General features: G+C 64.0%; 13 protein-coding genes. 3 read left to right on the top strand and 10 right to left on the bottom strand.

The window, feature by feature from the left end; genetic code table 11:
* Nucleotides 1-103: 103 nt before the first annotated feature.
* The 3 genes from AC3CBN_RS06990 to AC3CBN_RS06980 all read right to left on the bottom strand — a co-directional run bounded on the left by AC3CBN_RS06990 (nucleotide 104) and on the right by AC3CBN_RS06980 (nucleotide 2,230).
* On the bottom strand, nucleotides 104-670 hold the full coding sequence (locus AC3CBN_RS06990; RefSeq protein ID WP_488636088.1) for a YbhB/YbcL family Raf kinase inhibitor-like protein: 567 nt from the start codon (nucleotides 668-670) through the stop codon (nucleotides 104-106).
* Between the two features lie 77 nt (nucleotides 671-747).
* Entirely contained in the window at nucleotides 748-1,605 is an 858-nt protein-coding gene (locus AC3CBN_RS06985; protein ID WP_488636087.1) for a fumarylacetoacetate hydrolase family protein, read from the bottom strand.
* Nucleotides 1,606-1,768: 163 nt separating this feature from the next.
* Complete coding sequence (locus tag AC3CBN_RS06980; protein ID WP_488636086.1) at nucleotides 1,769-2,230, bottom strand: hypothetical protein; 462 nt, start codon at nucleotides 2,228-2,230, stop codon at nucleotides 1,769-1,771.
* Nucleotides 2,231-2,444: 214 nt separating this feature from the next.
* Between AC3CBN_RS06980 and AC3CBN_RS06975 the strand changes: the two genes are divergently transcribed.
* From AC3CBN_RS06975 to AC3CBN_RS06965, 3 genes are all read left to right on the top strand, one after another.
* Nucleotides 2,445-3,308, top strand: coding sequence for an SAM-dependent methyltransferase (locus tag AC3CBN_RS06975; protein ID WP_488636085.1), 864 nt, complete (start codon nucleotides 2,445-2,447; stop codon nucleotides 3,306-3,308).
* 115 nt (nucleotides 3,309-3,423) lie between these two features.
* On the top strand, nucleotides 3,424-3,741 hold the full coding sequence (locus AC3CBN_RS06970; protein WP_488636084.1) for a hypothetical protein: 318 nt from the start codon (nucleotides 3,424-3,426) through the stop codon (nucleotides 3,739-3,741).
* A 56-nt stretch (nucleotides 3,742-3,797) separates the two neighbouring features.
* The gene (locus AC3CBN_RS06965) at nucleotides 3,798-5,582 is read left to right on the top strand and encodes a GGDEF domain-containing protein (RefSeq protein WP_488636083.1); all 1,785 of its coding nucleotides are present in this window, start codon (nucleotides 3,798-3,800) and stop codon (nucleotides 5,580-5,582) included.
* A gap of 14 nt (nucleotides 5,583-5,596) precedes the next feature.
* Here AC3CBN_RS06965 and AC3CBN_RS06960 read toward each other — a convergent pair whose 3' ends face one another.
* From AC3CBN_RS06960 to AC3CBN_RS06930, 7 genes are all read right to left on the bottom strand, one after another.
* Nucleotides 5,597-5,848 carry a hypothetical protein gene (locus AC3CBN_RS06960; protein ID WP_488636082.1) on the bottom strand — a complete coding sequence of 84 codons (252 nt, stop codon included), beginning with the start codon at nucleotides 5,846-5,848 and terminating at the stop codon, nucleotides 5,597-5,599.
* A 75-nt stretch (nucleotides 5,849-5,923) separates the two neighbouring features.
* On the bottom strand, nucleotides 5,924-8,983 hold the full coding sequence (locus AC3CBN_RS06955; protein ID WP_488636081.1) for an efflux RND transporter permease subunit: 3,060 nt from the start codon (nucleotides 8,981-8,983) through the stop codon (nucleotides 5,924-5,926).
* Nucleotides 8,980-10,026: an efflux RND transporter periplasmic adaptor subunit gene (locus AC3CBN_RS06950; protein ID WP_488636080.1), complete on the bottom strand. Its 1,047-nt coding sequence runs from the start codon at nucleotides 10,024-10,026 to the stop codon at nucleotides 8,980-8,982. The genes AC3CBN_RS06955 and AC3CBN_RS06950 overlap by 4 nt, the downstream gene beginning before the upstream one ends.
* Complete coding sequence (locus AC3CBN_RS06945; RefSeq protein WP_488636079.1) at nucleotides 10,023-11,387, bottom strand: TolC family protein; 1,365 nt, start codon at nucleotides 11,385-11,387, stop codon at nucleotides 10,023-10,025. Before AC3CBN_RS06945 ends, AC3CBN_RS06950 begins: the two co-directional genes overlap by 4 nt.
* 175 nt (nucleotides 11,388-11,562) lie before the next feature.
* Nucleotides 11,563-12,969 (bottom strand): ATP-binding protein, encoded by a 1,407-nt coding sequence (locus AC3CBN_RS06940; RefSeq protein WP_488636078.1) that lies wholly within the window; start codon nucleotides 12,967-12,969, stop codon nucleotides 11,563-11,565.
* A complete protein-coding gene (locus AC3CBN_RS06935; RefSeq protein WP_488636077.1) occupies nucleotides 12,966-13,631 on the bottom strand; it encodes a response regulator in 666 nt (221 codons plus the stop codon). Before AC3CBN_RS06935 ends, AC3CBN_RS06940 begins: the two co-directional genes overlap by 4 nt.
* A gap of 238 nt (nucleotides 13,632-13,869) precedes the next feature.
* Entirely contained in the window at nucleotides 13,870-14,508 is a 639-nt protein-coding gene (locus AC3CBN_RS06930) for a hydrolase (protein WP_488636076.1), read from the bottom strand.
* Between the last annotated feature and the right edge of the window lie 6 nt (nucleotides 14,509-14,514).

Raw genomic sequence — 14,514 nt, 5'->3', positions numbered from 1 at the left:
CCTGATTCCGCAGATGAGACGGCCAAAACGAAATCATCCGTGGCACCCCTGTGGGCAGTGGGGCAAGCGCGCCCATCTGACACAAGATCGCCCCCGCGACGGCTCAAGGTCGCTCAAAGCGGCCTTCGAGCACGCCACGCCCTAGAACCTTGCCGTTCATGGCGGCGACCAGTTCGCCGCGCTGAGCACCAGCGACGAGACCTGACGGTCGATCGAGCGCAAACAACTGGAAGACGTAGCGATGCGGCCCGTGCCCTGGCAGCGCACGCGGACCGCTGTAACCGGCGCGACGAGACGTCGTAAGACCGAGCACGCGCGAGACCGCGCCACCCACGCCCAGCGCGCCTTCATCGAACCCGGCGACCAGCGGTGGAATACCTGCCGCGATCAGGTGAACGAACGGACGGCGCAGTGGCGCATCGGGGTCTTCCATCACCAATACCAGCTCGACCGTATGTGTCGGCGGCGCCAACCAACGCAGCGGTGGCGAAACGTTGTCGCCTACGCCTTCGCCGGCGTAGTGCGAAGGAATGTCACCACCAGATACGAAGGCCCTGCTGGTGAGCTGCAAGGCATGCTCGCCTGGTGCGACCGGCAATTCACGGTTGAGCAGATGACCATCGCCAGCGCGACGGCCGCGCAAGAGCATGCCAAGGAAGCGCGCGATCATGACGATGAACCTGACCGATCAGCGCGAATGAACAAGCACCACACAATCGCCACCCCCACTCCGGTGCTGCAAGCCACTCAGGTTTCGTCGATCACCCGGTTGCGCAGCAAGCCGATACGCTCGATCTCCACCTCGCAGACATCGCCCGCCTTCATGTATACCGGCGGTTGTCGCGCATAACCCACGCCGGAAGGCGTGCCCATCACGATCACGTCGCCGGCATCGAGCGTCATCGCCTCGCTGAGCAGCGCGATGGTCTGCGCCACGCCGAAGATCATGTCGCTGGTGGAAGCGCGCTGCATGACCACGCCGTTGAGTCGCGTCTCCAGCATCAATCCGGTCGCGCCGGGTGGAAGTTCGTCTGCCGTCACCACGTAGGGGCCAAAGGCACCCGTGCCATCGAAATTCTTGCCGACGGTCCATTGCGGTGTGCGCAGCTGGTAGTCGCGGATCGAGCCGTCGTTGAACACGGTGTAGCCGAACACATGATCGAGCGCGCCGTCCTGCGCAATGTGGCGTCCGCCGCGCCCAAGAATCACCGCCATTTCGCCTTCGTAGTCGAACTGGTCGGAAACGCTTGGCCGTACCAGCCACTGCTCATGGCCGATCAGGCTGGATGCAAAGCGCGCGAACAGCGTGGGATAGCTCGGCGGTTTGAAATCGAATTCCTTCGCGTGGTCGCGATAGTTCAAGCCGAGGCAAATGATCTTGCCCGGATGCGCGCAGGGCGGCAGGAAGGCGACGGAAGCAGGATCGACCGCAGTACCCGCATGCAAGGCATCCACTGCGCGTGCACGCTGTTGCACATCCATGCGCGCGAGCGCCGAGACATCGCCCGGATATGGGACGTCACTTTCGAAGCGTGCCCGGAACCCGTCTCCGCCGTCCACCGCAACACCCACGCGCCCGCCCTGCTGGAAACGCAAGAATCGCATATCGACTCTCCGTGGGCTTCGAATGCTTTGGACGTCCGAAGCCACTCAATACGTCACGCGAGCTTACTACGTCGCTATGACACGGTTTGGTGATATGTCGATCGAGGTGCGGGCGCACGGGTGAAGCGTCGCGCATCCGCAACCGCCACGGGCACCTATGCGCTCAATGCCCCACACATATCGTGGGCGTCACAATTGCGCCATTGGGCTGGCAGCCTATCGCGGCAACGGCAGGCTCGGGCAACGGCAGTCCTGGCGCATAGGCCTGGTAGGGCTGATAGGAAGAAAGTGGCACCGAAGTGATCGTACCGGTGCGTGCGGCGGCCATGGCGAACGCCACTTTCCCCACAAAGCCCAGTGCCTGACTCGACACCCGCTGCAACGACGTCGGGCCGGTGGGGAAAACAGGTAGCTGAGACTTACCATCATCGCCTGGCAACAGGACGGCACTTCGCTCGGCACGACCGTCCAGCGGCTCCCGATAGGTCTGGTCGACGCGCGTGGGCACCTGCAAGGCGGCCGGATCGATCAGTAGCGCGGGCGCCGGCGCTTGCTGCGCACTCGCGTTCGAGGCCGACAAACCGGCAACGATGACCCCCATCCCCAGTAGCGTGGACATCTTCATGCGCGATGACTCCTGTTCCATGGGTGACTGCGGTCGCGCCCAGACATCACACGCGACCGTGGCAGACGCTTTCCACTGCTCCCGAACCACGGCGCGATCATAATCACTTTCATGCGCGGATATCCCGTGCCAACGGCCAAACCATGGTCTCTGGCGACTGGCGAAGCTTTGCCCTTATGCTGGAAATACGCCGGCAAGGAATCGCCCGCATCCGTTGCCCTTTCCGACCATGGAGCACAAGGCATTGAGCACGCCCTCTTCGACCGGCAGCCTGGCCTGCGTGGGTATCGGCATCACCCTGGGCTCGCACATCAGCCCTCTGGCACGAAGTCATATAGAAAGCGCGGAGGTGGTGTTCACCGCCGTTTCCGACGGCATCGTGGAGTTATGGCTCAAGGAGATGCACGCGGACGTGCGCAGCCTCCAGCCGCTCTACGGCGAGGGCAAGCCTCGGCCTCAGACCTATCGTGAAATGGTGGACACCATCCTTGCCGAGGTTCGTGCGGGCAAGCGCGTTTGCGCCGTGTTCTACGGGCACCCCGGCGTATTCGCCTGGGCACCGCATCGAGCCATCAAGGTGGCGCGGGCGGAAGGCTACCGGGCGCACATGGAGCCAGGCATCTCCTCCGAGGATTGCCTGTATGCCGACCTCGGTATCGACCCGGGCAGCGTCGGCTGCCAGCATTTCGATACTACTCAGTACATGCTTTATCGACGCAACGTCGACCCGAGCGCATGGCTGATCCTGTGGCAAGTCGGCTTGGCCGGCGAGCAGACCGGCCGCCGCTTTGCCACCGGGCCTGCCTATAGGCAGGTGCTGGTGGACGTGCTGATGCGGGACTACCCCGCGGATCACGAGGTCATCATCTACAGGGCCGCGACCCTGCCTTTGCAGGCGCCGCGCATGGAACGCCTGTCGCTATCGCAGCTGCCTCAGGCCGATCTCAGCATGTCCGATACTCTCGCGGTACCACCTTCTCGCAAGCTCCAGATCGATCCAGATATCCAGGAACGACTGTCGGCGCTGGATCTTGGCTCGACCGAAGGCAGCCCTGCGGCATCTACGAGTTTTGCCTAGACATCTTTGGCGGAAAACGGAGATATGATCGCCTTCTCCCAGAACTCCCCGGGGAGAGGGGAACGGCAGTCAGGGGGGTGTGTCGCCTTTTACGACCATCAGGGGGAATCAAGCCATGTCGAGCGTCATCGAGTTTCTGGAACGATTGGGCGCGGACGCGCAGCTGCGCCACGCCTCGCAGGAGGACATTGCGCAGGCGCTTGCGGAATCGCAGATCGACTCCGCCGTAGGCGCGGCGATCATTGCCCGGAGCACCTCTGAACTGTATGCGCTGCTGGACCAGCAGCCCATGTTTCACGTCCAGAACAATCCCGGCAAGGAAGAAGAGGAAGAAGAAGAGGAAGGCGAGGAGGAGCCGGAAGCACCCGCGCCGAAGAACGGTGCGCAGACGGTGCCTGCTCGCGTAAACCACGCCACAGTCGCGCTGGCTTAAGTCGCCCCATGCCTCGGCAAGATAAAGCTCGCCGCAGGTATGTGACAGGAGCCTTCGTGCTCCTGTGGATCTGCATGGGTGCGGCCGCCTACGCCGCACCCATGTCCGACACGCCACAGCAGATGCTCCAGCGTGCGAACGACATCAAGACGTCCAATCACACCGAGTTCCTGAAAATTCTCGAGCGGCTCGATCAGGACGCCACGGATTTGCCCATCGACGAGCAGTGGCAACTGCGCTATCTCGATGCGTGGCAGGCCGCTTTTGACGGCAATTACAACCGGGCAAGTGCCTCGCTGAGAGCGATCGCCGAGCAGGCGCCCAACGTGGCGCTGCGACTGCGCGCGACATCCACGCTGGTCAATATCCTGAGCTTCGGGCATCGCTACGAAGAGGCGTTCATCCAGTTGAACCAGCTGGCCGAACTGTTGCCGAAGGTTTCCGACAGGGACGCCCGTTACGGCGCCATGGGCGACGCGGCCCAGTTTCTCATCATCGCCCGCCAGTTCGAGCAGGCCGGCGAATATGCCGACCAGATGTTCCAGAGCATTCCGCCAGGCAGGAACGGCTGTCGCGCGAGCTATTTCAAGCTTCATGCCCTATTCCATGGAGGCAAGGCCCAGCTGACGCGGGCGCAATTCCAGCAGGGCGCAGACCTTTGCATGCAGGACGGTGAATCACTGCTCGCCAATGCGGCACGCACCGATATGGCCACACTTGACATCCAGCAGGGCCGTGCCACCGAGGCCGTCCACCTGATGGAGGATCACTACGCCGAAGTGCAGGGGTATCAGTACCCTGCGCTGATGCAGTATTTCAACGTCTTGCTGGCCAGGGGTTACTTCAACCTGGGCGAGCTGACGAAGGCGCGCAGGTTCGCGCTCGCCACCATCGATGGCGCCGTCGAGAACGAATTCAGTGAGCCACTGAGTCAGGCCTACCAGCTGTTGTATCGGATCGAGAACCAGCAGGGCCACGCAGCCGAAGCACTGGCCTATCACGAGAAGTACATGGCGGCCGACAAGGGCTACCTCAGCGATGTCAGTGCAGGCGCGCTGGCCTATGAGACCGTCAAGCAACAACTGCAGGCCAGGAAAACGCAAGTCGATGCACTGAACCGTCAGAACCAGATACTGCAGCTGCAGCGCAAGCTCGACCACAAGGCCATGGAAACCAGCCGGCTCTATATCGCCCTGCTGCTTACCGTGCTCGCCTCCATTGCGTTCTGGCTGCTGCGCACCAAGCGCTCGCAATTGCGCTTCAAGCGGCTGGCCACGCAGGACAGCCTCACACATATCTGCAGCAGGCAGCATTTCGTCGATGAGGCGGAGCAGACGCTACGCCACGCGGCGCGATCCACGCGCAGCGTCTGTCTGCTCCTCATGGACCTGGACCACTTCAAGCAGGTCAACGATACGCATGGCCATGTGGTCGGCGATCTGGTGCTCAAGCGCGCCGTCGCTGCCTGCCAGCAGCATCTGAGTCGCCAGGACATCTTCGGTCGACTGGGTGGTGAGGAGTTCGCTGTGTTGTTGCCCGATTGCGGCGCCATGCAGGCACAGGAGCGCGCCGACCGTATCCGCCAGGCCATCGCCGCCACGCCGCTATGGGGCGAGACGCGCCATGTAGTGATCTCCGCCAGCTTCGGCGTGGCATCGACCGACCGCAGCGGCTACGAGTGGCGCCAGCTGATGATCGACGCCGACAACGCGCTCTATCAGGCCAAGCGCGATGGCCGCAATCGCGTTGTGTACGGCGATGGTGACGATGTCGCTGCATCCGTCATGGCCGGCACGCCGCCGCGCGCGGACAGTCAGCGGCTGGCAGACATGCACCGCTAGGCCGAACCCGCCCGCTAGTCGCCTGTGGGCGGGGCGGAGCGATCCAGCAGTCTGGGGTTGGCCAGCACCGTCGAGGACGACATCAGCCCAGCCCAACCGTCGGGATGAAGCGTGACCCAGCTGCTCGTCTCGGGCATCTTCCACGCGATGCCCGGGTGCCGCGTTTCGTCGATGGGGACCGGAGGTAGCACGAGCAGCAGTGGCAACAGCAGCCAGAGAGCCGGCGGATTCTGAAGCTGGCCGTCACGACGAACCCGAAAGTCCATACCGCCATCTTGCGTTGGATGGCTTATGAAATTCCTAGCATTGTGGCGGGCTGCATGAGACCCACCGGCGCGCCGTCAGCCTTTTGTCACAGGCAGATGATCTAGGTGTTGTGCACGCCCCAGCGTGAACCCGATCAAGGTAGGCATCACCAGCAATACCAGCGGGTACTGCAGCGCCAGCCCCGCGATGATCGCAATGGCCAACGGCTGCTGGATACCCGCGCCCGCACCGAGTGCCAGCGCGAGCGGCAGCAGGGTCAGGATGGCCGCGAGCGTGGTCATGGTGATTGGGCGCAGACGGTCGCGACTGGCTATGCGCAGCGCCTCTCGCGGCGCCATTTCGTGGGCGAGCATCACGTATTCGGACACGTAGAAGATGGCCATCTCCGTGCCCATGCCGATGATCATGGTCATGCCCATCATCGCAGTGATGTTGAGGTCGACGCCGCACAACCACAGCGCGATGAACACGGCGGTGGTCGAGAACAGCGAACAAGCCATTACGATCACCGCCAGTCCCGGACGTCCATACAAAAACAGCAGCAGCACGAACTCTGCCACCAGCGCCATCAGGAACACCTTGCTGAGCCCCACGAAGGCGAGCTGCTGTTGCTGGTACAGGCCACCCAATTCATAGCGCATATCCGCATCGAGCATGCCCGGCTGCGCCAGCAGCTTTTTTACGTCAGCCACCGCGGCGCCCATGCCGCGGCCGTCAATGCGCGCCGTGACCGCCACCATCTGCTGCAGGTTTTCGCGCGAAATCTGTGGCTGCCCGTTCTCCGTGACGATCGTCGCCACGCGACTGAGCGGAAACACATGTCCGTCTGGCGCGCGAATGGGCAATGCGAGCAATTGAGGTATGCGCCACTGCGTGGCATCGGGCATGCGCACGCGCACGCCCACACTTTTGGTCGTCTGCGGTAGCTGCGTGGCCACGTTGCCCGTGAGCGCATGGTTCACCGCCAGGGTGATGGCCTCCACCGTCATGCCTTCGACGGTGGCCTTGTCGGCGTCGACTTGCACGTTCAGTGCATCACCGGCCAGCTGCACGCCATCCTTGATCTCGACCACGCCGGGAATGTCGGCGATGGCCTTGGCGACCTTCTCGGCCTGCGGCACCAGCTGCCGCGGATCAGCGGCATACAGCTTGATCTCGATCGGCTGCGGCACCGCGGTGAGGTCGCCGATAAGGTCTTCCATCAGTTGCGCCAGCTCCACGTCCACGCCAGGCACCTCGCTCTCCACGTGCTGGCGTACATCGCTCATCACCTCTTCTGTGGCGCGCGCATGGTCGGGCTTCAGGCGCACAAAGAAGTCGCCGTGATACGACTGCCCCAGATCGCCGCCAAGGCCGGTGCCCAGGCGGCGCGAGAAGGTGTCCACTTCAGGCATCGTGCGAAGAATGGCTTCGAGCTGGCTCACCTGCCGCTCGGTTTCGGGTAGCGAGGTGCCGGGCTTGGTGTAGTAGTCCATCACGAAGCCGCCCTCATCCACCGAAGGCATGAAGCCGGTGGCGACATGCGTGAACGCCACGCCGCCAAGCACCAGCAGCGGAATGATCGCTGCCAGCAACCATGCGGGTCGCCGCGACAGGCCGTCGTAGAGACGGGCATGGGTGCGGGCCAGCCATTTTTCATGCTCAAAGCCCGGATCGTGCCATTGCTGGAAATCGACTAGCCAACGCAGCAGCGGAGGTACTACCCAGGCGGCGGCCAGCCAGGACACCACGAGCGCGCTGGCCATGGTGATCGACAAGGCTTTGGAGAACGTGCCGGTGACGCCACTCAGCAGACCCAATGGAATGAACACGATCAGAGTGGCCAGGCTCGAACCGGTGAGCGGCTTGAGAAATTCGCGCGCCGCAGGCAGCACCGCATGCTTGCCGCCGGTGTCGGCGGCGCCGGTGCGACGCGCCACGTGCTCCACCATCACGATCACGTCGTCGATCACCAGACCCACCGCAGCAGCGATTCCGCCGAGGGTCATGATGTTGAAGCTCATGCCAAACACCTGCAGCAGCAGAACCGTGACCGCCAGGGTTATCGGCACTACCAGCATGGCGATCAGCGTCACCCGCAGGTTACGCAGGAAGAGCAGCAACACGGCGGCGGCAAGCAGCAGGCCGATCAGCACCGCGTCGCGCACGCTGTGGGCGGACTCCACCACCAGTTCACTCTGGTCGTACCAGTTCTTCAGTTTGACGCCGGCGGGAAGGCGAAAGCTGGCCAGTTTTTCGCGCACCTGACTGGCGACCTGCACCGCATTGCCATCGGGCTGCTCGTAGACGTTGAGCAGCACGGCGGGTTTACCGTCCTCGCTCACCTTGATCCACTGCGGCACGTAGCCTTCGCGCACGGTCGCCACGTCGGACAGACGCACCCAGCCGTGGGCGTCGCTCTTCACCACGATCCGCCGAACCGCGTCGATCTGCTTGAGCGAATGATCAGCCACTACCAGATAGAGTTGGTTGCGATCCTGCAGTCGTCCGACAGCTTCCAGTTGGTTGGCACCTGCCAGCGCCGCAGACAGATCGTCCAGGCTCAGCCCGTACTGCGCCAATTTGAGCGGATCGGCTTCCACCTGCAGCTCCGCCGTTTCGCCGCCCTGCACGCCCACGCGTGCAAGCCCTTCCACCGAGGCAAGCAACGGCACGATCTGGTATTGCGCCAGGTCGCGCAGCGCCACCGGTGACATCGTGTCCGACTGCAGCGCGTAGGAGATGATCGGGAAAACCGTGGGATCCATGCGCCGCACGTCATACGTGGCGCCAGGCGGCAAGCTGGGCAACACGCGTGCGATGGCCGTATCCACCTGCAGCGTGGAAGCCACCATGTCGCGACCCCAGCCGAAGTCGATGGAGATCTGCGCCGAGCCACGCGTCGTGTCCGAGCGCAGGCCTGCTACGCCGGGGATGGTGCGGATCGCCTCTTCCACCGGGCGCGTCACCAGCAATGCGGTCTGATCGGCCGGGCGGTCTCCGGCGTCCAGATCCACCACCACGCGCGGGAACGACACTTGCGGAAACAGGCCCACCGGCAAGGTCAATGAGCTCGCCAACCCTGCCAGCGCCAGCGCAAAGGCCACGATGACGATGGCACGGCCGTGCCTGGCTAGAAACGACGGAGCACTCATGGCTTGGCGACCGCCGCCGCCACGCGCACGACCATGCCGTCATCGAGTTGAGTGGCGCCCGCGGTCACCAAGGGGCGATGCACATCCAGCGCGCCGCTGGCCACGCTCACGCTGTCGGACTCGCCCAGCACCTTTACCGGTACGCGCACAGCCTTGCCGTCGGCCACCTGGAACACATAGCGGTCTGCTTCGTCGCCCTGCAACGCATCGCGCGGCAGCAACCAACCCTGCCACTGCCCCACCACAATGTCGGCGCGGAAACTCTCTCCCGCCACGAGTGCGCCATCCGGCACCACTTCCACGTCCAGCTGATGGGTATGCGGGTTCAAACTGCGCGCGATGCGACGCACTGTGCCGTGCATCGGCGTGGCGGCATCCAGCGGAGTCAACGTCACGGTCGCGCCTGGCTGCACGCGTGACATGGCGTCGCGTTCGATGCCAGCGGTCACCACTAGCCCGTCGCCACGCTGCACCGTGAGCAGTGGCGCCCCGGGTTGCAGCACGTCGCCCTGTGCGGCATCCACACTCACCACGGTGCCGTCGAACGGCGCGGTCACGTCCACCGTGGCGGCGCGGCCCTGCTGCTGGATCAGGGCGTCGAGACTGCTTTGCGCATCCTGCAGCGCCTTGTCGGCCTGCTCCATCTGGTCTCGCGTGGCGAGCTGTTGTGCGAGCAAATCAGCCGTGTGTGTGCGCGCCGTTGCAGCAACTTTCTGCGCGGACAGCGCCTGCTGATAAGTGGCCACGGCCGAAGGCGCCAACGCAAATGTGAGCAACCGCTGTCCGCGCTTCACTGGCGATCCAGCCGTGACGTCCCAGTGCGCAACGTGTCCTGCCGCTTGCACGTTCATGACATGCGCGGCGTCAGCGGAAGGTCCGGCTGTGCCGTACGCCACCACCAGTTCGGGCACGCTGCCCTGATGCACCGGCACCGTCACCACCGCCGCGGTGACGGTGGCATTCTCCGGCGCCTCGCCGCCGGAACACGCCGCAAGCAACAGTGCGGCGATCGCGGGCATAAGCCTTGGCAGTCGGGACATCATGGTGCGATCACATCCTGGTCAAGTGAAGTTGGCATGCCACGGCCTACCAGCAATGTCAGCCCAGCCTGTTGCTCAAGCATGGCCTGCTCGACAGCGATCAAAGCGATTTGCCGGTTGAGGGCGGCCACTTCGAGATCGACGTAGTTGCGCATATCCAGTAGACCAGCCTGCCAGGCGCGCTTTGCCTGCGATGAGGCGCGCGCAGCCTCGTCGAAGGCAGGCGTCAGTGCTTGCAGTTGCTGCTGCAGCTGCGCGTACTGCGCCAGCAACGCATCGACGTCATCGCGCGAAGTGGCCAGTCGCGTGGTGTATTCGACATGAAGCTGGTCGCGCGTCGCATGCGCAATGGCCACGTTGCCCTGGTTGTGATCAAAGATGGGCAGCGCAAACGACACGGCAGGGCCACCGTTGCGCACACGGCTGTTGTCCTGCGAAGCGTCGTACCCGATGGACAGCGGCGGAAACTGCGCAAGCACCGCGGCGCGCAGCGTGGCGTCCTGCGCCTTGTAACCCAGTCGCAGCGCCACGAGGTCGGGCCGACGGCGGCTGATGCTGTCTGCTTCCTGCCGGATCGACGCAGCGTCGAGATTCGCGGGCGCCAACGGCGAAGCGAGCGGTACGGTGACGTCGGGCTTCAGGCCCAGCAACGTGGCCAGTTGCTGCTGCTGATCAAGATGGCGGCGTTGCAGGTCGTCCAGCGTGGCGCGTGCATCGGCGGCAGCAGCCAGATCCGATGCCACGGCCACGCGGTCGAGATTGCCCGCGCCAATGGCATGCGTGATGCGCGACTCGCGCTGAGCCAGCAGATCCAGCGCCTGTTGCTGCAGGGCGATAAGGCGCTTGCCCTCGACCAGATCGATCACCAGCAGGCGCGCCTTGCCCACGGTTTGCCATTGCTCCCAGAGCAGCCCCGCGTCGATTTCATCGGCGCTTGCCCTGGCGGCCTCGCGGCGGGGCTTGAGCGTAATCAGCGAGGTAATGTCCTGGCTGATGGAAGCGGTCCATGCGGTGGCGTTACCCACGCCCGACAGCAGATAGCCCACGCTGCCGCCGACGATGGGATTGGGCAGCACACTGTCCTGCTGGCGCTGAGCCTGCGCCACCTGGTGACGTGCATGGGCGGTCTTGAGGTCGGGGTTGTTGAGCAGCACCAGCCGTTCGACAGCCGCTGCGTCGAGCGGCTGAGCGGAAGCGTCATAGCCGCGCAACTGCGACAGCGCGGAGGCCGAGGCCGCCTGCTCAGGCAACGGCTTGGGCTGGTAGGTGGCGCAACCGGCAAGGCAGGCGCCGATCAGGACGATGGCAACCCTGCCCGCCCGTGCGGACACCTTCGGAAAACGCTGCGTGGACGAAGATGGCACAGGTCATCCATACACGATGGGATGTGCATACCCTAACCGAGCCGCCTTAGCTTTGACTTTGCGGCGCCTGCCCTGCCTGACACAGGCGGGACAACCGGGAAGATTCCGGACCTCCGAATCAGGCGCCACCCCAGCAAAAACCGGCATGGCGAACAGAAAGCTACCCGGACCTTCCTCAATGCCCGCCAGGGGACAAAGGCATGCACACCCGCACCAGCAACCCCCGGCCAAACGGCGAGTCGAGCAATTCAATGGAGGCATCGTGGAGCTGCGCGGCACGCTGCACGATGGAAAGACCCAACCCGTAACCATCGCCACGGCTGCCCGCCTCGCGATGGAAACGTGTGAACACCGCGGCACGACGCTCGGGTGGAATGCCCTCGCCGTTGTCGATCACATCGATCACCGCTTGCCCATTCTCCCGGTCCACCACGAACTGCACGCGCCCGCCGTCAGGCACATGGCGCAGCGCGTTCTCCAGCAGGTTGCGCATCAACGCCGCCAGCGCGACCTCATGGCCCCGCACCATCATCTGCCCGGTGGCGAGGGCCACATCCAGTTCCACATCACTTTCGGCAATCAGCGGCGACAGTTCCTCGATCACTGATTTGGCCACGGTCAGCAGATCGATCGTGCTGCGCTGGTCGTTGCGGAAACTGGCCTCCAGCCGGGCCAGCGACAACAGCTGCTCCACGCGACGTGCCAGCGCGGCGAGGCTTAGCCTGGCGCCGGCCAGCGCGACATCCGCCTCCAGCGTATCGCGGCTCGCTTCGGCGTTTTCGAGATTGATCATGGTGGAGGCCAGCGGCGTACGCAGCTCGTGTGCCACATCCGCACTGAAGCGACGCTCGCGCTCCAACGCTTCCTCCAGCCGCCCGAACTGTTCGTTGAGCGCCGCCAGCACAGGCTCAAGCTCGCGCGGGGAGCCGGCAACCTCCAACGTGTCATGACTGCCAGGTTTGCGCGAGGACAGCTGCGCCGCCAACGCATCCAGCGGCTTGAGCCCGCGCCGCACCGCCCAGCCCACCAGCAAAGCCAGCACGGGCAGCGCGATCAGCGGCGGCAAGGCGTATTCCAGCCATAGCGCCCGCGATATGTCGCGCCGACTGTCATACCTTTCGGCCGCCCGAATGACCACGCCGTCAGGCGTGGGCGGCAGGGTGAACAGGCGCCAGCGATACTTGCCAAGGCGCAGATCCTCAAAGCCGACACGGCTCGCCGTCGGTGGCGGGAAGTCAGCGATGTTGCCAGTGATCATCAGGGGGCGGCCTGTGCGGTCGAATACCTGAAAGCCGACTTCGGATTCATAGGTATGCCCATGCAACACCAGTTCCTGCGTCGCCTCGTTGGTGATCGGTACGACCTCACCGCCTTCCTCGCCGCGATGCTCGAAGGCCAATGGGCCGATGTTGCCGATCATCACCTGTAGCGTTCGCGCCGACTGCGCGAGCCGTCCATCGGACAGTTCGTCCACCTCGTGGATGGTGCGCCGCAGGCTGTAGACGCCCAGCGGCAACAACACCACGGCGATCACGCCAAGGATCAGCCAGCGCAGGCGGGAGCGCAGACTGGCCGCGGTCACCTCGGATCCCGCGGGATCATGTAACCGAAGCCACGCACATTGCGGATCGCTTCGAAACTCAGCTTGCGGCGCAGCGCATGCACCAGCACTTCGAGCGCGTTGTTGCCGACCACGTGATCCAGCCCGTAGAGCGAATTTTCCAGGCTTTCGCGCCGCACCAGGCGGCCGGCGCTCTCCATCAGCGCCTGCAGCAAGGCGAACTCCCGGCGCGTGAGCTCCACGGGTTCACCACGAAACGTCACTTCGGATGTGCCGAGGTCGAGACTCAACGCACCCACATCGATGCGATTGACCACCAGCCCGCGCATGCGCCGACTCAGCGAGCGGATACGCGCGGCCAGTTCTTCCACGTGAAAAGGCTTGATCAGGTAATCGTCCGCACCGGCGTCGAGCCCGTCGACGCGCGCGGACAAACCGTCGCGCGCGGTCATCACCAGCACAGGCGTCTCGACATGCGCACGCCGCGCCTCCACCAGCACCTCGATACCGTCGCGACCTGGCAGGCCAAGGTCGAGCAGGATGAGGTCGGCGGTGCGATCACGGATCGCATTGAGCGCCGAACGCCCGTCGCGCAGCCACGACACCGTGTAGCTCAGTCGCTCCAGGGCGCGCTGAATGGCGGCCCCGAGCTGTGCGTCGTCTTCGACCAGGAGGATATGCACGAACCTGTGGCTCCCGTCGCCATGGCGTGGCGAGTGGTGGGGAGATTATCCGTCAGGCGGCTTATGAAACACTTAAATTGTCCCTTGCTCCCTCTCCCTGAGGGGAGAGGGCTGGGGTGAGGGGTCAATCTCGCGACAGCGCTTCTTCAAGCGCGTTTCGAATGCCGCCCTGTCGCGAGCACACGCCCTTCACCCTGATCCTCTCTCCAAAGGAGAGAGGGAACAGGCAGCGGAACCATCATTCCTTGTCGTAGGAAAACTGGATACCCGCCGTGCCACCGGTCTCGATGAACAAATTGACGAAGGCCGGGACAGTGGCCGCACGCTGCCAGTCGCGCTGCAGTTCGCAGAACAGCTGGGCCACGCTGATCATCTTGCCGCCTGCCTGCTCGATGCGACGCAAGGCCATCTCGTGCGCCGTAACCGACGTACCGCCCACGGCATCGGCAACCACGTAGACCTCATAGCCTTCCCTGAGCGCGTCGAGCGCAGGAAAAGTGAGGCACGCCTCGGTCCAAAGAGCGGTCATGATGAGCTTCTTGCGGCCGGTAGCCTCCACCGCTTTGCGAAACTCCACGTCTTCCCATGAGTTGATCGTGGTGCGGTCGTAGGTCGGCAGCTTGTCGAGCACTTTGCGCAGTTGCGGAATCGGCGGCTTGTTGAGGCCGGTCTTGACGTTGACGGTGGAATGCACGATCGGCAAGCCATAAGCCACAGCCGCCTTGGACGCGCCGACGATGTTGTTGATCAACAGTTGTCGATCCATCGATGCGATGGAGTTCACCTGCACCGGCTGATAGTCGATGACGATGAAGGCGGCGTTCTGCGGCGTGAGCAGCTGATCCTTGACGGGATCGCGGATGGGTTCGCTAGCCATGATGTG

The sequence above is a fragment of the Dyella sp. OK584 genome (assembly GCF_057787755.1).
Note: the sequence above shows the minus strand (reverse complement) of the source record. Positions and strands in the feature narration are given on the sequence as shown.